Raw genomic sequence first — 18,308 nt, forward strand, 5'->3', positions numbered from 1 at the left:
ATGGTGTCATTGACCCACCCAGTGAGACTTTGAGCGGCATCGGCCGAGAAAACGGGCGCCGAAGTCTCAACCCGCGATACTGGCCTGCGGGGCCGGGTCCTGGACGGGGACGTAGTCGTGGCGCATGCCGTGGCTGCCCAGCCACTGCCGCAGCCCCGCGACGGCCTCCGGATTCGCCGCCACCTGGGCCGCGTACTCCGACAGCGACACCTCCTCGCCGTCGTCGAACAGCAGCCGCGCCGGTCCCGACCACGACAGCGTCCACCGGGCCTCCCCGAGCTGGATCAGCACCGCCTCCAGCGCCTGCCCCAGCACCCCGGCCAGCAGCGTGTCCGACGGGTTCCAGCCCAGCTCGCGCAGCCGCTCCTCCAGCTCGGCCTGACGCCCCCGGGCGATCGCCTCGAACGCCGCGTCCAGGTACGGCCGCGAGGCCCCCATGACCCGCTGCCCGGACACCGCGAGGTCGTGCAGGGCCTCGGCGTTGCGACCCGCGTACATGCCCTCGGACACCAGCTCGTCCCACGACACCGGGCGCAGCCCCGCCAGCGCCTCCGGCGTCCACATCGAGTGCTCGACCGCCTGCACCGCCACGTTCGCGTCCTGCAGCAGCGTCAGCGCGGAGCGTGGGTCGGGCACGTGCTGCGGCTCCGCCAGGTGCTCGATCGCGGTCAGCCGCTCGGCCAGGCTCGGATGGGAGTCGTACGGCGAGACCTCCTCCGGCTCCGCGCCCAGCTTCGCGAGGTGGGTCTGCCGCTCGGGATCGCTCATCATCGCGTGGAAGCCGCCGAACACCGAGGCGGGCCGGGCGCCGCCCGCGCCCGTCAGCGACAGGTAGCTGTTGACGTAGATGTCCCAGCCCAGCGCGGTCGTGTGGATCTTGCGGAGTGCGCCCGCCATGGCCTGCCGGCCGCCGATCCCGACCGCGAACTGGTCGGCCTCCAGCTCCTGCTTGCGCGAGACGGCCTGCGAGACGCGCAGGTAGAGCTTGGCGTACCAGGTGAACAGCTTCTGGATGAACGGGTGGTTGCCCAGCCCCTGCACCGTCGCGATGAGCGAGACCCGCCCCCGGTAGACCGGCGCGCCCAGGCGGGTGTGCGCGCCGCTGTAGTGGCCCAGCTCGTGCCCCAGCACCGCGCGCAGCTCGTCCACCGTCAGCGTCTGCAGCAGCGGCAGGCCGATGAACATCCGCCGCCGCGTGGCCCGCAGCCCCAGCCATCGCGTGTCCTCGGACACGGCCGCGTTCACCTCCGCGACCAGCCGGATCTCGTCCGGCGGCGCCGTGCGTACGCGCTGGGCCAGGTCCTCGACCGTCTGCCAGAGCACCGGCTCGTGCTCGCGGCCCACCGGCACGCCCGGCTGCTCGCCGCCCTTGCGGCGGGTCACCATGAGCAGGGCGCGCAGCAGCGCGCCCGCCGCCAGTGTGAGGACGATGGCGATCTTGACGGTGTTCGCGTGGAACTCGACGAGCAGCATGACGTCGAAGAACACCGCGGCCGTCAGAATGAGGCCGACCAGGACGTAGAAGCCGGCGAGCAGGGTGAAGGCCAGCACTGCTCGGAACGCTGTGGTCATGGGGGAGGGCTCCCGGGGAAGGGGTTCTCGCGAGGCTTGACATTAGCGGAGTCGGGAAACTGGATAAAATCACTGAACCAATGCCGTACTACGACGAGCACGATCAGGAACGTTGGGTTCCGGAACCTCCCGGCAATCCTGAACGCTCCGCGTTCGAACGCGACCGGGCCCGCGTGCTGCACAGCTCCGCACTCCGCAGGCTGGCCGCGAAAACGCAGGTCGTGGGCCCTGGAGAGACGCTCGGCGGCGGCCAGCACATCCCCCGGACCCGGCTGACCCATTCGCTCGAATGCGCCCAGGTCGGCAGGGAGATGGGCGCCACGCTCGGCGTCGATCCGGATCTCGTCGAGACCGCCTGCCTCGCGCACGACCTGGGGCATCCGCCGTTCGGCCACAACGGCGAGCTGGCGCTGAACGCGCTGGCGGCCACGTGCGGCGGGTTCGAGGGCAACGCCCAGAGCCTGCGCCTGCTCACCAGGCTCGAGGCCAAGGTCCTCACCGAGGACGGCCGCAGCGCCGGGCTCAACCTCACCCGGGCGGCTCTGGACGCGTCCATCAAATATCCCTGGACTTGCGAAAAATCCGCAAAGTTCGGCGTGTACGACGACGACCTGCCGGTGTTCAAGTGGATCAGGGAGGGCGCCCCGCAGGGCCGGGTGAGCTTCGAGGCGCAGATCATGGACTGGGCCGACGACGTCGCCTACTCCGTCCACGACCTCGAGGACGCCCTGCACTCCGGCCACGTCACCCCGGAGGCCCTCCAGTCGCCCGTCGAGCGCAAGCAGGTGTGCGAGATCTCCCGCACCTGGTACGCCCACGGCGCCGACCTCAACGAGCTGGAGGAGGTCTTCGCCAAGTTGATCGCCGCCCCGCTCTGGCCGCGCCGCTTCACGGCCACCCTGGCCGACCTGGCCGGCCTCAAGGCCCTCACCAGCGGCCTCATCGGCCGCTTCTGCCGCTCCGCGCAGACCGCCACCAAGGAGGTGTACGGCTCCCGCCACCGCGCCGACCTCGTCGTCCCGCACACCACCCGGCTGGAGTGCGCGCTGCTCAAGGGTGTCACCGCCCACTATGTGATGACCACCGAGGACCATCACGCCAACCAGGCCAGGCAGCGCGAGCTTATCACCGAACTGGCCTCCATGATCACGCTCGGCGCGCCCGGCACGCTGGAGCCCGCCTTCCGTCCCGCGTACCTCGAGGCCCCCGACGACGCCGCCCGCGTCCGCGTGGTCATCGACCAGATCGCCTCGCTCACCGACACCTCGGCCGTCGCCTGGCACCGCAGGCTCTCGCGATGATCAAGCTTTCTCCATGACCTCCGTGACCTGACAGAACCCGCTTTCCCGATCCCCGCGACGGGCGGATACTGCGCCCATGGCCACATATGTGATCGTCGGCGCCGGGCTGGCCGGGGCGAAGGCCGCGCAGGCACTGCGCGAGGAGGGCTTCGACGGCGAGATCGTGCTGATCGGTGCGGAGAACGAACGGCCCTACGAGAGACCGCCCCTGTCCAAGGACTACCTCCAGGGCAGGAGCGAACGGGAGACGATTTTCGTCCACGCCCCCGGCTGGTACGCGGACAACGGCGTGGATCTCCGGCTCGGCATGCGGGCCACCCGCATCGAGCTCGATCACCACCTGGTCAGGCTCGGCAACGGGTCGCGCCAGCCGTACGACAAGCTCCTGGTCGCCACCGGCGCCACGCCCAGACGCCTGCCGGGGCCCGGCCACTACCTGCGTACCGCCGAGGACAGCGAGACACTCAAGGAACGCCTCGCGCAGGCCGGCAGCGTGCTGGTCGTCGGCGCGTCCTGGATCGGCCTGGAGACCGCGGCGGCGGCCCGCGCGGCCGGCTGCGCCGTCACCGTCGTCGAGCCCGAGCCCACCGCGCTCAACCGGGCGCTCGGTCCCGAGCTGGGCGACGTGTTCGCCCGCCTGCACGCGCGCAACGGCGTGGACCTGCGCTTCGGCACCGCCGCCGCCGAGATCACCGAGACCGGCGCGCGGCTCAGCTCCGGCGAACGGCTCTCGGCCGACCTCGTCGTCGTCGGCATCGGCGCGGCCCCCGAGGTCGAGCTCGCCCGCGACGCCGGGCTCGAGGTCGGGCAGGGCATCCTCACCGACGCGGCGCTGCGCACCTCGCACCCGGACGTGTTCGCCGCCGGTGACGTGGCCGAGTCCCTCCACCCGCTGTACGGACGGCACATCCGCGTCGAGCACTGGGCCAACGCCCTGCACGGCGGCCCCGCCGCCGCCCGGTCCATGCTCGGCCAGGACGTCGTCCACGAACTGGTCCCGTACTTCTACACCGACCAGTACGACCTCGGCATGGAGTTCTCCGGCGACATCGAGGGCTACGACGAGATCGTCTACCGCGGCGACGTCGACAGCCTGGAGTTCATCGCGTACTGGCTGCGCGACAGCCGGGTGATCGCCGGCATGAACGTCAACACCTGGGACGTCGTCGACGAGATCCAGGAGCTCATCCGATCACGCGTCATCGTCAACCCAAAGGAGCTTGCGACGGGCCAATCGTGACCACCGCCGGGCTGTCGTCGTCGCCGGACTGGGGCTGGGGCTCGGGCCGGTCCGTCTTCTCCGGCCGCGAGACCTTCTTCGGCGAGCACTGGACCGTACAGGGCGGCGTCTCGCCGAGCTTGGCCCGCAACGCCAGCGTCTCCTCACGCGGCGAGAACGTGCGGTTGCCCGACTGCCAGGCGTCCAGGTAGTCCCAGGGCTTGACCATGCCCCGGCGTACCCACCAGAACGCCGGGCCGGTCTTCCACGAGATCGCGAAGTACAGGTTGGGGCCGGTCTCGCGGGCGTTGCCCGACGTGCCCACCCGCCCGAGCAACCGGCCCGCCTCCACCCGCACGCCCGGCTTGACGCCGTCGGCCACCGAGTCGAGGTGGCCGCCCAGGTAGCGGACGCCGTCGTCACCGACGATCGTGACGAACCTGCCCTCGCGGTCGGCACCCGCGTCCGTGGACGGCCGCCACCTGTTCTGGATGTTCACCTCGTCCACGACGCCGTCGACGGGCGCGACGAACGCGCACCCCTGACCCGCCCAGATCGTGGTCTTGGGCAGCACGAGCAGCTTGCGCTGGTAAGTCGTCTTGCAGCCCTTGACCGGGAAGGTGTACGTGTACTTCGACAACTTCGGCGGCGGCACCTTGACCGGGTCTTCGCCCTCCGGCGGCTGGTCGGCGGCCTGGTGCTCGATCGACGGACTCGGCTCGGGGATCGTGGCCGTGACCGACGGCGTGCCCGTCACCGGGGCGGTGCCGGGCGACGTGGCGCTCACACCCGCCAGGCCGGTGGCCTGGGTGCAGGCACCGGTCAGCAGCAAAGCGCCCATGACGGCCGCCCATCGTCCGAGATGCCCCGATCGCATGATCTCCACCTGTGTCACCGTTTCCACCGACAACCTTTACCTTTGTAGCCGACCGGGAGACCCCGCAGAGCCGCTTTCCCTCCATAGCAACCCGATGGTGAGGCCATTCTGGCGGCAGGTGCCGGGAACGTCGGTGGCGCGGCATAGACTCACCGGCGTGGCTGGCCGGATCCGTGATGTCGACATCGCGCTCGTACGCGAGCGTTCACCCATCGCCGACGTGATCGGCGAGCACATCCAGTTGCGCAACGCCGGTGGCGGCAACCTCAAGGGCCTGTGCCCGTTCCACGACGAGAAGAGCCCGTCCTTCAACGTCACCCCCGAGCGCGGAATGTTCTTCTGCTTCGGTTGTTCCCAGGGTGGCGACGTGATCACGTTCGTCGAGAAGATCGAGCACCTGTCGTTCGGCGAGGCGGTCGAGCGGCTGGCGCAGCGGGCCGGGATCCAGCTGCAGTACGAGCAGGGCGGCTACGTCCCCCGGCGCGATCACGGCGAGCGGGCCAGGCTGATCGAGGCGCACAAGGCGGCCGCCGAGTTCTACGCCGGCAAGCTGTTCGGGCCCGACGCGGCGGCCGGGCGGCGGTTCCTGTCGGAGCGGGGGTTCGAGCGGGCCGACGCGGAGCTGTTCGGGGTCGGATACGCGCCCAACGAGTGGGAGGCGCTCACGCGGCATCTGCTGGGGCGCGGGTTCACCACCGAGGAGATCGTCAAGGGCGGGCTGGCCAAAGAGGGCCGGCGGGGGCCCATCGACCGGTTCCGAGGGCGGCTGATCTGGCCGATCAGGGACGCTACGGGCGATGTGATCGGATTCGGCGCACGGAAGCTGCTTGATTCCGATGACGGGCCGAAATACCTGAATACGCCTGACTCGCCGCTTTACAAGAAGAGCCAGGTGCTTTATGGGATTGACCTCGCGAAACGGGAGATCTCCAAGCGGGCACAGGCGGTGATCGTCGAGGGTTACACCGACGTGATGGCGTGCCATCTGGCCGGGGTGCCGACGGCGGTGGCCACCTGCGGCACCTCGTTCGGCGAGGAGCACATCAAGATCCTGCGCCGGTTCCTGCTGGACCAGGCCGAGTTCCGCGGCGAGGTGATCTTCACCTTCGACGGCGACGCGGCGGGGCAGAAGGCGGCGCTGCGGGCGTTCGCCGACGAGCAGAAGTTCGTCACGCAGACGTACGTCGCGGTGCAGCCCGACGGGCTCGATCCGTGCGACCTGCGGGTCAAGCAGGGCGACGCGGCCGTGCGGGATCTGATCGCGAGCAGGGAGCCGCTGTTCCAGTTCGCGATCAGGAACACGATCTCCCGCTACGACCTGCGCAGCAACGAAGGCAAGATCGCCGCACTGGACGCCGCCGCGCCGATCGTGGCCGGGATCAAGGACGTGGGGCTGCGCAAGCGCTACGCCATCGACCTGGACCGGTGGCTGGGCTTCATGGACGAGCGGTTCGTCATGCAGCGCATCTCCGCCGTCGCCGGGGCCCAGCAGGGCCGCCCGCAGCGCGCGCCCAGGGCGGCGCCCGTCGATCCCAGCGTCCGGGTCGAGGGCGAGCTGCTCAAGCTGGCCGTGCAGCGGCCCGCGCTCCTGGGCCCGCGCTTCGACGCCCTGGACCCGCAGGCGTTCACGGCGCCCGACCACGTCACCCTGCACAAGGTGATCGTGGCCGCCGGCGGGGTCGTCGCGGCCGGCTACGGCGGCCGGGAGTGGGTGGACCTGCTGCTGACGCACGCCCACGAGGAGGGCGCCCGGGCGCTGGTGACCCGCTTCGCGGTGGAGCCCATCCAGGCGGACACGCACGCCGAGGAGCGCTACGCCGGGGCGATGCTCGCCGCCATCGAGGCCATCGCGGTCGATCGGGCCATCAGCCAGGTCAAGTCGCGGATCCAGCGGCTCAACCCGGTGGAGGAGCAGCAGGAGTACAACAAGTTGTTCGGTGAGCTGGTGGCGCTGGAGCAGCAACGCCGCGTGCTTCGCGATCGCGCGGCCGGCAGCTGACACCGTGACCTGTTCGTGATCAACCTTCGCCGAGTGCGCGAGGTCTAACGAGCGTGAGAATCAAGATCACCTCCTTGGGGGCGTTGGCGACTGGGGCGTTGGCGGCGGCTGTGGTCGTGGCCGGCGCCACCACCGGTCAGGCGCCGGCCGCGGCCACCGCCGGCCAGGCCGGGGCCGCCGCTGGGCCGGCCGGGGCCGCCGCCGGGCCGGCCGGTGGCGCGAAGACCCCGGCCGTCAGGACCGCGCACCTGCCCAACTGCGGCGGCGACTCCTACCGTGCTTGCAAGGGCTCGCCGTGGTACCTCTACCTCCGCGACGGCCGCTGGATGACGTTCCCCGACGCCACCCGGCACCCGGTCGAGGCGAACGGCAAGCGGGTCGACGACCGCCCGCCCCCGTTCGCGGTCAGCGGCGACGGCAGCACGATCGCCTACGTCCGCGCCCGCGACAACCGCGTGGTCGCCAGGCGCTGGCCCGGCGGAAAGCCTGTCGTCATGACGGTCGGCACCAAGGGCGTCGGCACGAACCACACCGATCTGCGTCTGGCCCCCGACGGCCGCCGCCTCCTGGTGAGCTTCGCCGACGCGGAGAAGAAGCGCCCCGGGCTGGTGATCGACACGGCCACCGGCAAGCCGCTCAGGACGATCCCCGCCGCGGAAAGGCCTCAGAGTTTCAGCGCCGACGGGGACGAGGTGCTGTCGCTCAAGGTGCACTCTGACGACACCATCGAGATGCTGGCGTATCCCGTCGAGGACGGCGAGCCGGTCACCGACACCCCGTACCCGGCCGTGGTGTCCGAGTGGGCGAACCTGGCCCTGGCCGCCGACGGTCACACCGTCCTGGTCCACACGTCGCCCAAGGACAAGATCCGCGCCTACGACCTGAGCGCCAGGGCCTGGACCGGCCCGGCGAAGCCGATCAAGGTCAAGCATGATGTGCCCACGCTCGTGTGGGGACCGGGCGGGCGGCTGGAACTGCACACCCTGGACGGATCCGACCAGGAGGGGCGGTGGACCACGCAAATCTATGCGCTCAACCCGCGGACGGGGGCCACCAAGCGGATCGACAAATACACGATCCCCAGCGGTGTGCCGAAAAAGCGATGAATCCCGCAAGATCCTTTAGTTGATGGCGATCTTCCTGGTGACTTTTGCGATCATTCCCGCCGCCCGCGCCGGCGGCGACACCGTTCGCCGTCCAGAAAAGGACGCGAAACCCGCAGGTCGTGCCGCGTGATGGCCTCGGGCGCACGCTGGACGGCGCGGCGGCCGGCGAGGGGGTCCGGCCGGTCGGCACGGGGGAGATCGAGGTCGCGGACACCTTCGGGCTTTCCGCGGAACCGGGTGTATCCCGCAGGCGGTTGATAACAGTTCGGCTGCGATCACAAGCGGCAAACCCGGGCGGTTAACCCGGAAACATGTCTCGGTCCAAGACGTGACAGAACAGGTGGACAACGCCGTCCGGGCAGCGAAAGAGCTACGTCCGGCCGGGGGGTCGTGCCGGGCGCGTGAATCCTGATCGCGTAATTGACTTTACTTTCCTGATCAATGTTGGGCTAAACCTTATTCCGATCTCAATTGGGTAAGGGCGATCGGCTTACCTTCAGTGACAAAAATGGGTCTGCCATTTGATGGAACCAATACTGCAGACTGTCTCCCGTGGGTGCATCGGTGCTGCCAAGTAGTCCGCCATCGGTAGATCAGGTGGCGGACCTCGTCGCGAAGGGAAGAGAGCGCGGGAGCGTAACCGTCGATGACGTCGCAGCCGCGCTTGACCGGTCCGAGTTGCCGTCCGACGCGCTGGAGCGCGTCGTGCGGATGCTCGCCGAGAACGGCGTGGAGGTCCTCGAGCCACAGGGCGACGAGGAGACCCCCCGCGCCGATGAGGAAGACGTAGGCAAGCGGGCGCCGACCAGCGATCTGGTCCGTATCTACCTACGGGAGATCGGCCGGGTGCCGCTGCTGACCGCTGAGGAGGAGGTGGAGCTCGCCAAGTCGATCGAAGCCGGCCTGTTCGCCGAGGACAAGCTGGCCAACGGGGTCTCGCGTCTGGCCTTCCCGGAGTTCAGGGAGCTCGTGTGGCAGGGCACCCGAGCCAAACAGCGGCTCATCGAAGCCAACCTCAGGCTCGTGGTGTCGATCGCCAAGCGGTACGTGGGCCGCGGCATGCTGTTCCTGGACCTGATCCAGGAGGGCAACCTGGGACTCATCCGGGCCGTCGAGAAGTTCGATTACACGAAGGGTTACAAGTTCTCCACCTACGCCACCTGGTGGATCCGGCAGGCGATCACCCGGGCCATCGCCGACCAGGCGCGTACGATCCGCATCCCGGTGCACATGGTGGAGACCATCAACAAGCTCGTCAGAGTGCAGCGCCAGCTCCACCAGGACCTCGGCCGCGAGCCGATTCCCGAGGAGATCGCCAAGGAGATGGACCTCCCTGTCGATCGTGTGGTGGAGATCCAGCGCATCGCCCAGGAGCCCGTGTCGCTGCAGTCGCCGATCGGCGAGGAGGATTCCGACCTCGGTGACTTCATCGAGGACGCCGACGCGGTCGTGCCCATGGAGGCCGCGGCCTTCATCATGCTGCAGGACCAGCTCGACGACATCCTGGCCACGCTGTCGGACCGCGAGCAGCGCATCATCCAGCTCCGCTTCGGCCTGGCCGACGGGCATCCGCGCACGCTCGAGGAGGTGGGCAGGGAGTTCGGGGTCACGCGGGAGCGCATCCGCCAGATCGAGTCGAAGACCCTGGCCAAGCTCCGCCATCCGACGCGGGCGCAGATGCTCCGGGACTACCTGGACTGACCCTTCGCAAGCGGGTCGGGGCGATCACAGCCTCGACCCGCTCGCATGTTCAGGAGCAGCCCTCGAACTGCGGCACCGCGATCGTGCTCAGGTCCAGCCCCGACGTGCCGAACCATTTCTTCAACAGCGTGCCCGCCGTCCCGTCCTGGTACATGCCGGTGATCACCCGGTTGACCGCCTCGCAGCCCGGCACGTCCCCCTTGCGCAGGCCCACTCCGGTGCGCTGCTCGTTGAACTGCGCGTTGTTCAGGTGCAGTCCCGAGCCGTCCTGCATGGCCAGCCCCGCCAGGATGACGTCGTTGGTGGTGACCGCGTCCACCTGCTTGCTCTTCAGCGCCGTCACGCACGCCTTGTAGTCGCCGAACGGCACCACCTGCGCCGCGACCTTCCGCTCCTCGACGACCCGCTGGGCCGCGTTCGACCCCTTGACCTCGCAGATCTTCCGGCCCTTGAGATCGCGCACGTTCTTGATCGTCTCACCCGGCCGCGTCAGGATGTCCTGATAGGAGATGTGGTACGGCCCCGCGAACAGCACCTTGGCCTTGCGGTCCTGGCTGATCGTGTACGTCGCCACCACCATGTCGGCCCGCCCGCCGACCAGCACCTGCTCCCGGTCCGCCGCCAGCACGGGCAGGAACGAGAAGTCCTTGCCGAGCTTCCCGGCGACGTAGCGGGCCACGTCGACGTCGAAGCCCTCGAACTTGCCGTCGGACGTGCGGAGCCCGACCGACGGCAGATCCGGCCGCACCCCGATGACCAGGCTGTCCTTGTCCATGATCGACTCGGGCTCGCCGGTCCCGCAGCCCGCGACCACCATCGCGGCCGTGAGCGCCGCCACCACCGCCAGCACTCGCTTCACCGGTACTCCTTCAGTCGAGGCCACACCCCGGCGATCATCAGCAGGCCGATCGCTCCGATCGCGAACGGAAGCAGCCGCCACAGGTTGTCCAGGGCGCTCTCCCCAGTGCCGATCGCCCGCTCGAACACGTCCTGGTGCCGGTCGGCCAGCTCCACCACCTCACGGTCGTAGGTGTCGAACGACGCGGTGACCGGATCGAGCCGGGCGGCGACGGCCTCGTTGGTCCGGCCGCTCCTCACCAGCTCGCGGAAGTTCTCGTCGGCGGCCTGGAAGCCCCGATACGCCGCCAGCACCTCCGCGCCCTGCGAGCCGACGAGCTCGGGCCCCAGCAGGCCGAGGAAGTTGTTCGAGCCCGACGCCACCTCGTTGTGGTAGGTGTCCAGGTTGCCCACATCGGCGTAGATCACCGACAGCGACTTGTCCAGGAACGTGTGCTCGTAGGTGTCGGCCCGCTCCCTGTCCAGCAAATAGCGGCTCTGGTCGCCCTGCATGCTGTTGCTGATCGCCCGGGCCTTGGCCAGCGTCAGCATCGAGTCGAACCCGGACGACTTGGCCTCCAGCAGCACGTCCTGCTCCTGGCCGAGCACGCGTACCCCGAAGCCCAGCGCGACCGCGGTCGTCACCGTGGCGACGAGCAGGGCGGGCAGGATCCGCCGCCGGAAGCGCCTGGACACGAAGCTCTGCAGCCACAGCAGGCAGCCCAGCGTGATCAGTCCGGCCACCACCACCGCGCCCCGCAGGAGCGGCACCAGGACGACCTGCTCGTCGTACGTGCGGCGGACGATCGTGCCGTTCTCCAGGGTCAGGTTGTACGCCTGCGGCAGCAGCACCAGCCGCATCAGGTCGGTGGCCTGGCGGTAGATCGCCACCACGTCTTCAGGCGGCGGCCCCGGCGCGTGCTTGGACCGCTCGTCGAGCAGCAGCGCCTGCCCGGCCAGCCGCTCGTACCTGCCGAGCCCGTCGAGCACCGACTCCACGGTCCGCCGCTCGGCCGGGTTGTCGCCCGACAGCTCGAACGCCTTCAGCAGCGCCTGGTTGGCCTCCGATCGGCGCATCTCGTACCGGGCGAGGGCCTCGTCGCGCTGCCGGGCGTACCCGGTACCCATCACCAGCACGTTGGCGACCTGCGCGTCCATGTCGCTCAGCGCCAGGTAGAGCCCGGCGGTGGCGACCACCTGCGGGCCGGCGTCGCGGCCGATGATCCGCAGGCCGTCGCGGGCGGTGGAGCTGCCGACGGCGAGCGCCACGAACAGCAGCGCCAGCGAGGCGACGGTGACGCCGGAGACGACCCGGATCCGGCCGGGCACGCTCCTGTGCACCTGCGGTGGGGCGGCCCGGGTCTGCACCACGGTCACGGCGTGCCCTCCCTGATCGTGATCACGGTCCACGCGCCCAGGTGGATCCGGTCGCCGGGGCCGACCCTGACGGGCACGTTGACCTTGAGCGGCTTGCCGTTCACCTGGGTGCCGTTGGACGAGCCCGGGTCGACCAGCGTCCAGGAGCCGTCCGGCTGGGCCAGCAGCACGGCGTGCAGGTGCGAGACGCCCGGGTCTTCCGGCGGCCCGGTCAGGTCGATCTCGGGCACCACGTTCCTGGCCCTGCTGCGCCGCCCGATGCGGACCTGCTCGCCGTACAGGCCGAACGAGCGCTCGGGACAGTACGGCGGGAACGCCACCGCGTCGGCGTCCGGGCCGCCCTCGGCGATGATCTTCTCGTAGTAGGCGCGGTCGGCGGCGGTGACGGCCTCCCACCGCGCCCCCGTCGCCGGGAGCGGAACCGAAGCGCCGTCGCCCTGTCCGATTGCCGAGCCTTGCTGCTCGGGGTGCAGTGACGGATGTCCTCGCTGCGCTGCGGATCCATCACCGCTGAAATCGTGGCCGCACACCTCGCAGAACTGCCCGGCACGCGGCGTCCGGCAGATGGGACAGCCTTCGGCCGACCCGTCGACAGGGGCCTGAGACTGCGGTGGGGCGGGTGCCGCCGTCATCTGGGCGCCGCACACGTCGCAGTAGTCGTCGGCGCCCGACGCGTGCCCCTGCGGGCAGCTCGCCATCAGTTTCCTTCCTTGCGCAGCCGGCTGGTACGGACCGAGCCGGTGTCGAGCTCGATCTCGTCGGCCTTCTCGACGTTCCTGCGCAGCCTGGCGGTTCCGGTGGCGGGATCGATCTCGACCATCTTCTCCAGCAGCCGCGCGGTGTCCTCGCGGCCAGACTCGGCGGCCAGCTCCCTGGCCTTGGCCAGGCGGGCGGTCGCGGTGTCGACGTCGCCCATGGCCCGGGCGCTGAGCCCGTCCTGGATCAGGTCGTGCAGCTCCGCCTGGCCGGTGTAGTGGCGGATCTTCCCGTTGATCCGGGTGGACAGCGCCAGGTCGTCGGTCCACTGGGCGAGCACGTTGCCACTGGCCACGACGTCCCCGGTGTCGGGCCGGACGAGCTTGACCCAGCCCGCCCGGATCTCCTGCCCGATCTGCCCGGGCGGCACCTCGACGCAGACGTGGTATTCGCGCTCCTCCGTGCCCCACGAGCCGGTCGGGTAGTCGCCGGTCAGCGGGTTGACGTCGGTGCGCTTGCCGGTCAGATCCAGCAGCACCGGAGAGACCTGCTTGACGAACTTCAGCCTCGCCGTCTGCGGAACCCACACCCGCAGCGACAGCTCGGCCACGGTCTTGCTCATCGACGTCTGCGTGAGCCGGCGGAAGTACTCGGACAGGTCTCCCTGGTTGCGGACGAAGTCGAACGTGCCGAGCATCGCCTCGGCCACCTTCCGCAGCTCGGCGGGCACCCAGTCGTCGCCGACCCCGAGGCAGTCGACCACGAACTTGCCGCTCCAGCCCGCCAGGACGGAGCTGAACACCTCGGCGCGCTCGTTGTTCTGGCCGTCGGTCATCAGCAGCGCGTGCCTGATCGCCGACGGGTGGGCGGTCAGCAGGTGGCCGGCCAGCTTCAGCCACTCGCCGATGGCGGTGCCGCCGTGCGCGGTCAGCCTGCCGATCGCCCTGATGGCCTCCGCCCTGGTGGCGGCGGTGGCCTTGACCAGGTGCGGATTGCCGCCCGGGAAGACCATCTTGGCCTGTTCGGTGCCGGCGATCACCGCGAAGTACACGCCGTCGCGCAGCGTCTGCACGGCGGTCGCGGCCGCCTGCCGGGCCTCGCGGATCTTGCTGCCGCTCATCGAACCCGACGTGTCCACGATGATCACTTCGGCGGCCTCAGCGGGCGCCGCCTGCACGGTGACGCCGCCCGTGGAGCCGATGGTGAGGATGGCGTGCACCTCGCGACCGTCGAGGGGGAGGTACTTGTTCTGGTCGATGGTCAACGTGAAAGCGGGCTGGTCACTCACGGGCATCTCCTAGGGGGATCAAAGCAATGGTCACGTTGTCCTGGCCGCCGGAGTCCAGCGCGTGCCGCAGCATCTCCCGGGCCCTCTCGAGCGGGGTGCCGGCGCTGGGGAAGGTGTAGCCGTCCAGGTAGCGCCACAGGCCGTCGCTGCAGATCAGCAGCAGGCCGGGCCCTTGCGGGGCGAAGACCTGGACGTTGAGCGCGACGTCCTCGGCGTCGGCGCCGAGCCAGGCGGTGATCTCACCGGTCTCGATCGCGTCGTCCTCGGTCAGCAAGGCGCCGCCCGGCAACAGATAAGCGCGGGTGTCCCCGGCCCAGCCGAGCGTGACCCGGCCGCGTTCGACGACGGCGGCGATGTACGTGGAGGCGGGCGCGTCGTGGACGGAAGTCGCCAGCTTGGCCACGGCCCGCCCGGCCAGGTCGAACGCCTCCTCCTGCGACAGCCCTCCGGCCAGCGCGGCCGACGCGACCTCCACGGCCACCGCGGACGCCTCGTCGGCCCTGGGCGAGCTGCCCACGCCGTCGCACACCACCGTCACCACCGCGTCGCCGGACGCGAGCAGCGCCATCGCGTCCTCGTTGCGGCTGCGGCGCAGCCCCTTGTCCGTCACGGCCGCCGCGCCGCACTCCAGCACGATCTCCGCATGGTCCCTGCCGGTGGGCTGGCGCAGGCCGCAACGCTCGCAGTAGCCCTCGGTGTCGACGGCGGCCGCCCCGCAGGACGCGCAGGCAGGCGCGTTCAACCTGTGCCCGCACGCCTCGCAGTAGGTGTCGCCCTCCAGCACCGGCCCCTCACAAACCGGACACGTGCGCGGGTCTGATTGCCGAGCTTCGCTCGGGGTGCTGTGATGGATGTCCTCGCTACGCTGCGGATCCATCACAGCCACGTCCTAGGTCGCACGGCGTTCGCCTGGTCGATGAGCGCGTGGCGCTCCTGGCGCGAGACCGCCACGGCGGCCAGCCTCCGGTAGATGGACTCCAGCCGCCTGCGCAGCCCGGGCTCGGTGAACTTGGCCTCGGCCAGCTCCAGCCCCGGCGGCGGCGCGTTGCTCTCGAGCCAGGCCAGCCCCCCGTGCAGCAGCTCGGCGGTGAGCAGGTCGCGGCGGCGCGAGTCCAGGTCGGCCAGCTTCGCCAGCCGCTGCCCCGCGGCCACCAGGTCCGCGGGGACGACCTGGCGCCGGCGCGCCGCGGAGGCCACCAGCGCCACCTGCGCCGACACCCGGTGGCTCGACGTGTCCGGCACCTCGTCGAGCACGCTCATCCTCTCCGTCCTGGCCAGCCCGAACGCCGCGCTCACGAACGCGTGATCGGTCCGCCACACGGTCTCGTACAGGGGCGCCGCACGCCGGCCGGCGCACTCCAGCGCGAACGCCAGCGCCAGCTTGGGCGCGAGCTCGCCCGGCAGCATCGACAGGCACGCGTCGAACATCGACACCGCCTGGTCGGTCTGCCGCGTGGCCAGCGCCAGCACGCCGCGGTACCAGGTGACCCGCCAGTCGCCGGGCAGCTCCGCGGACAGCGCGTTGAGCGCGACGGGCGCCTCCGCCGCGCCCCGCTCGGCCAGCAGCCTGGCCCACATCAGCTTCGTCTCGGGCGTCTGCGGCATCGCTGCGAGCTGGTCGATCAGCTCCTTGCCGCCCCTGCCCGCCAGCGCGCCCAGCGCACCCGCGGCCGGGTCGGCCGGGTCGACCAGCGGCACCGGCAGAGCGCCTGCCACCTGCGCCGGGTCGAGCGGCCCGAACACCTTCTCGCCCTCCTCGGACAGCGCCGTCCCCACCGCGCCCCGCTCGGGCCCGAACAGCGTCGAGGGATGCGGGTACGGCACCCCGTCCGCTTCCGCGCAGACCTCGCGCAGCACCCCGACGAGCTGCTCCTCCATCTCCCACGCGCTCTGGAACCTCGCGGCCGGATCATCGGCCGTAGCCCTGCGCAGCAGCCGGGCGAACGACGGGTGCCCGCAGTCCTGCGGCAGCGGGGCGGCCCGGCCGCCCGTGACCGGGCTGAACGACGGGATCGCCAGCACCGCCAGCGTCCTCGCCACGGTGTACAGGTCGGAGGCCACCGACGACGGGTGGGTCTCCAGCTCGGGGGCGTGGTAGCCGCGGGTGGCCCACGAGGTGCCCGGCGGCGAGCCGATGGGCTGCACCGCGCCCAGGTCGATGAGCTTGAGCCCCTTGCCGACCCTGATCACGTTGGCCGGCTTGAGGTCGCAGTAGACCAGGCCCTGCTCGTGCAGGTAGCCGAACGCGTGCAGGATCTCCCGTCCGTACATCAGGACCTCGCGCAGCGGCAGCGGGCCCTGGCGGCGCAGCTCGTGCAGCGACTGGCCGCCGACGTACTCCATGACGATGTAGCCGAGCCCGGCCGACCGCTGAAAGTTGAAGATCTTGACGATGTTCGCGTGGTCGACCGTGGTGAGGAACTTGCGCTCGGCCTCCGCCGCCGCCAGCGCCTCGGCGTCGTTGGTGTTGAGCAGGCCCTTGAGCACCACCCACCGGCCGTCGAGGTTCTCGTCGGCGGCCAGGTAGATCCAGCCCAGACCGCCGTGCGCCAGGCAGCCCAGCACGCGGTACTGGCCCGCCACCAGGTCGTCCTTGTCCAGCTTCGGCGTGAAGGAGAACAGGGTGCGGCAGTGCGGGCAGAACCCGTCCGTCAGCCCCGGCCGGCCCTCCCTGGAGCGGCCGACGGGCTTGCCGCATTGGCTGTTGGCGCAGAACCGTTTGTCCTCGGGCACCTTGGGGTCGGTCATCACGGCGGTGGCCGGGTCACGATAGGGCACCGAGGGCAGGTCGGCGATGGTGGCCAGGACGCCGGCCCGCGACCTGCCGCTGCTCGTCGGCCCGGTCATGGGCCTGCTCACCGGGTTGGTGTGCGGTGACGAGGCCTGTGTCGGCAACGAGACGGACGGCAGCGCGGGCGGGGTCGCCGCGTGGCCGCACAGGTCGCAGTAGCCGTCCTCGATGGTGCCCGTGCAGCCGGGCTGCGCGCAGCGAGTCATGCCTTACCTCCGTGGATCGCGCGCTGGTAGTCCTCGACGGCGGCGGCCGCCTTCGTCAGGTCGCAGGGGGCGGTCCACAGCAGCGCACGCGCCCGGTCGAACAGCGCGGTGGCGGCCGGATCCTCCGCCATCCCCTTGCGTACCGCCATCACCTGGCAGGCGCCGAGCCGACCGCGCAGCTCGTCACGCCGGCCGACCAGGCCGTACAGCGCCCTTGCCGTCGCCTGCGCCTGCTCGGCCGCCCTGCGGGCGTCGTTCTCCAGCCCCGCCAGCCGCTTGGCACGCTGCACCCAGCTGTCGGCCGAGACGTCGAGCGCGTCCAGCGCGGCGGCGAGCGCGTCCACGCGGCTCCTCGGCTGGGCCTGGGGCGGCAGAGCGATCTTGACGACGACCGCGCCGTGGGCCAGCCTGGCCTCGCTCTCGGCGGCCCGCACCCGGTCCAGCGCCGCCACCAAGTCCTCACGGCGCCTGCCGAACTCCCGTTTGACGACGATCGCCAGGTCCAGCTCGGCCATCGAGCCGGCCAGCAGCCGGGCGAGCCGGTCCAGGTCGTGCTCGACGGCCGCGCCGAGCGGGTCCGTGACCACGTCGGCGCGGATCCGCTTCAGCTCGGCCTCCTCCGAGGCCAGGCCGGGCGTGCTCTCGCCGAGCTCGCGCTCGAGCTCGCGGATCCGGCGCAGATCGGCGTCGGCGGCGTCGAGACGCGGCAGCAGAGCGTTCCACTTGGCGTCGATGTCGTTGAGCGCGGTGGTGACCTGCTGGAACGCGGCGTCCATCCGCGCCACCGTCTCGTCGAGCGTCAGCCGCTCGTCCGTCTGGGGCAGCAGCGAGCGCTGCTCGACGGGCTTGGCCGCGGCCTTCAGCACGACGGAGGCGCCCGCGAGCAGCTCGGTCAGCTCGGCCAGTTGCTCGGCGCCGATTCTGGAGCGTGAGGCCCTGAGCTGCTCGGCGTCGCGCAGCACCAAGCGGTACGCGTCGTTCAGCCCCCACAGTCTGGCCAGCGACTCCTGCGCCGCGGCCCAGCGGCGCTCGGTCGCGCCGCGTAAGGAGGCCCCCTTGAGTAACTGGTAGGTGGTATGGGATTCGAGATCGAGCAGGTCGCCGGAGATACGGTCGCGTTCGTCGGCGCGAGCGCGCAGCGCGTGCTCGACGCCTTCCCTGCTCATTGGTGGTCCCAGGCTCATCACGCTCCCCGTGAAGAGGCCCCCCGATGCCCCGTTTATACCGGCTCAACGGGGCGTCAGAGCGCTTTAGTTCCTTTGGCTCGGGGGGACCCCTGACTTGTCCCTGATTCAACCCTGTGTCGCCTGCAATCCGCTTAAAGGATCTCGTAGCGTG

14 protein-coding genes are annotated in these 18,308 nt (G+C 70.6%); 5 read left to right on the forward strand and 9 right to left on the reverse strand.

The annotated features are described in order from the left end of the window. Positions 1-66: 66 nt before the first annotated feature. Entirely contained in the window at positions 67-1,572 is a 1,506-nt protein-coding gene (locus ACIBX3_RS13650) for a M48 family metallopeptidase (protein ID WP_397116552.1), read from the reverse strand. A gap of 80 nt (positions 1,573-1,652) precedes the next feature. On the opposite strand from ACIBX3_RS13650, the gene ACIBX3_RS13655 reads away from it, so the two are divergent. Both ACIBX3_RS13655 and ACIBX3_RS13660 read left to right on the forward strand, forming a co-directional pair. Then, a complete protein-coding gene (locus ACIBX3_RS13655; RefSeq protein ID WP_397116554.1) occupies positions 1,653-2,873 on the forward strand; it encodes a deoxyguanosinetriphosphate triphosphohydrolase in 1,221 nt (406 codons plus the stop codon). A gap of 76 nt (positions 2,874-2,949) precedes the next feature. Next, entirely contained in the window at positions 2,950-4,113 is a 1,164-nt protein-coding gene (locus ACIBX3_RS13660; RefSeq protein ID WP_397116556.1) for an NAD(P)/FAD-dependent oxidoreductase, read from the forward strand. On the opposite strand, the gene ACIBX3_RS13665 is transcribed toward ACIBX3_RS13660, so the two are convergent. Continuing rightward, a complete protein-coding gene (locus ACIBX3_RS13665) occupies positions 4,079-4,969 on the reverse strand; it encodes a M23 family metallopeptidase (protein WP_397116558.1) in 891 nt (296 codons plus the stop codon). The genes ACIBX3_RS13660 and ACIBX3_RS13665 overlap by 35 nt on opposite strands. Before the next feature lie 157 nt (positions 4,970-5,126). Between ACIBX3_RS13665 and dnaG the strand changes: the two genes are divergently transcribed. The 3 genes from dnaG to rpoD all read left to right on the forward strand — a co-directional run bounded on the left by dnaG (position 5,127) and on the right by rpoD (position 9,775). Further along, entirely contained in the window at positions 5,127-6,968 is a 1,842-nt protein-coding gene (gene dnaG / locus ACIBX3_RS13670) for a DNA primase (protein WP_397116560.1), read from the forward strand. 53 nt (positions 6,969-7,021) lie between these two features. Next, positions 7,022-8,074, forward strand: coding sequence for a YncE family protein (locus tag ACIBX3_RS13675; RefSeq protein WP_397116562.1), 1,053 nt, complete (start codon positions 7,022-7,024; stop codon positions 8,072-8,074). A 597-nt stretch (positions 8,075-8,671) separates the two neighbouring features. Further along, the gene (gene rpoD / locus ACIBX3_RS13680) at positions 8,672-9,775 is read left to right on the forward strand and encodes an RNA polymerase sigma factor RpoD (protein WP_397116564.1); all 1,104 of its coding nucleotides are present in this window, start codon (positions 8,672-8,674) and stop codon (positions 9,773-9,775) included. A gap of 49 nt (positions 9,776-9,824) precedes the next feature. On the opposite strand, the gene ACIBX3_RS13685 is transcribed toward rpoD, so the two are convergent. From ACIBX3_RS13685 to ACIBX3_RS13715, 7 genes are read right to left on the reverse strand one after another with little or no spacing between them, the layout of a single operon-like run. After that, positions 9,825-10,634: a transporter substrate-binding domain-containing protein gene (locus tag ACIBX3_RS13685; RefSeq protein ID WP_397116566.1), complete on the reverse strand. Its 810-nt coding sequence runs from the start codon at positions 10,632-10,634 to the stop codon at positions 9,825-9,827. Further along, positions 10,631-11,989 (reverse strand): hypothetical protein, encoded by a 1,359-nt coding sequence (locus tag ACIBX3_RS13690; RefSeq protein ID WP_397116568.1) that lies wholly within the window; start codon positions 11,987-11,989, stop codon positions 10,631-10,633. The genes ACIBX3_RS13685 and ACIBX3_RS13690 overlap by 4 nt, the downstream gene beginning before the upstream one ends. Beyond that, positions 11,986-12,687 (reverse strand): FHA domain-containing protein, encoded by a 702-nt coding sequence (locus ACIBX3_RS13695; RefSeq protein ID WP_397116570.1) that lies wholly within the window; start codon positions 12,685-12,687, stop codon positions 11,986-11,988. The genes ACIBX3_RS13690 and ACIBX3_RS13695 overlap by 4 nt, the downstream gene beginning before the upstream one ends. Further along, positions 12,687-13,973: a VWA domain-containing protein gene (locus tag ACIBX3_RS13700; RefSeq protein WP_397116572.1), complete on the reverse strand. Its 1,287-nt coding sequence runs from the start codon at positions 13,971-13,973 to the stop codon at positions 12,687-12,689. Before ACIBX3_RS13700 ends, ACIBX3_RS13695 begins: the two co-directional genes overlap by 1 nt. Continuing rightward, on the reverse strand, positions 13,966-14,850 hold the full coding sequence (locus ACIBX3_RS13705) for a PP2C family serine/threonine-protein phosphatase (RefSeq protein ID WP_397116574.1): 885 nt from the start codon (positions 14,848-14,850) through the stop codon (positions 13,966-13,968). Before ACIBX3_RS13705 ends, ACIBX3_RS13700 begins: the two co-directional genes overlap by 8 nt. After that, positions 14,850-16,970, reverse strand: coding sequence for a tetratricopeptide repeat protein (locus ACIBX3_RS13710; protein WP_397116576.1), 2,121 nt, complete (start codon positions 16,968-16,970; stop codon positions 14,850-14,852). Before ACIBX3_RS13710 ends, ACIBX3_RS13705 begins: the two co-directional genes overlap by 1 nt. Continuing rightward, on the reverse strand, positions 16,967-18,136 hold the full coding sequence (locus ACIBX3_RS13715) for a hypothetical protein (protein WP_397116578.1): 1,170 nt from the start codon (positions 18,134-18,136) through the stop codon (positions 16,967-16,969). Before ACIBX3_RS13715 ends, ACIBX3_RS13710 begins: the two co-directional genes overlap by 4 nt. Between the last annotated feature and the right edge of the window lie 172 nt (positions 18,137-18,308).

Origin of the sequence: Nonomuraea sp. NPDC049480 (assembly GCF_044465905.1) — a bacterium.
Taxonomy (GTDB): Bacteria; Actinomycetota; Actinomycetes; order Streptosporangiales; family Streptosporangiaceae; genus Nonomuraea.

Excerpts from the sequence above, each read along its gene's own strand:
- ACIBX3_RS13655 (WP_397116554.1), top strand. The coding sequence starts at position 1,653 with ATGCCGTACTACGACGAGCACGATCAGGAACGTTGGGTTCCGGAACCT.
- ACIBX3_RS13660 (WP_397116556.1), top strand. The coding sequence starts at position 2,950 with ATGGCCACATATGTGATCGTCGGCGCCGGGCTGGCCGGGGCGAAGGCC.
- ACIBX3_RS13695 (WP_397116570.1), bottom strand. The coding sequence starts at position 12,687 with ATGGCGAGCTGCCCGCAGGGGCACGCGTCGGGCGCCGACGACTACTGC.
- ACIBX3_RS13650 (WP_397116552.1), bottom strand. The coding sequence starts at position 1,572 with ATGACCACAGCGTTCCGAGCAGTGCTGGCCTTCACCCTGCTCGCCGGC.
- ACIBX3_RS13715 (WP_397116578.1), bottom strand. The coding sequence starts at position 18,136 with ATGAGCAGGGAAGGCGTCGAGCACGCGCTGCGCGCTCGCGCCGACGAA.
- ACIBX3_RS13705 (WP_397116574.1), bottom strand. The coding sequence starts at position 14,850 with ATGGATCCGCAGCGTAGCGAGGACATCCATCACAGCACCCCGAGCGAA.
- ACIBX3_RS13665 (WP_397116558.1), bottom strand. The coding sequence starts at position 4,969 with ATGCGATCGGGGCATCTCGGACGATGGGCGGCCGTCATGGGCGCTTTG.
- ACIBX3_RS13710 (WP_397116576.1), bottom strand. The coding sequence starts at position 16,970 with ATGACTCGCTGCGCGCAGCCCGGCTGCACGGGCACCATCGAGGACGGC.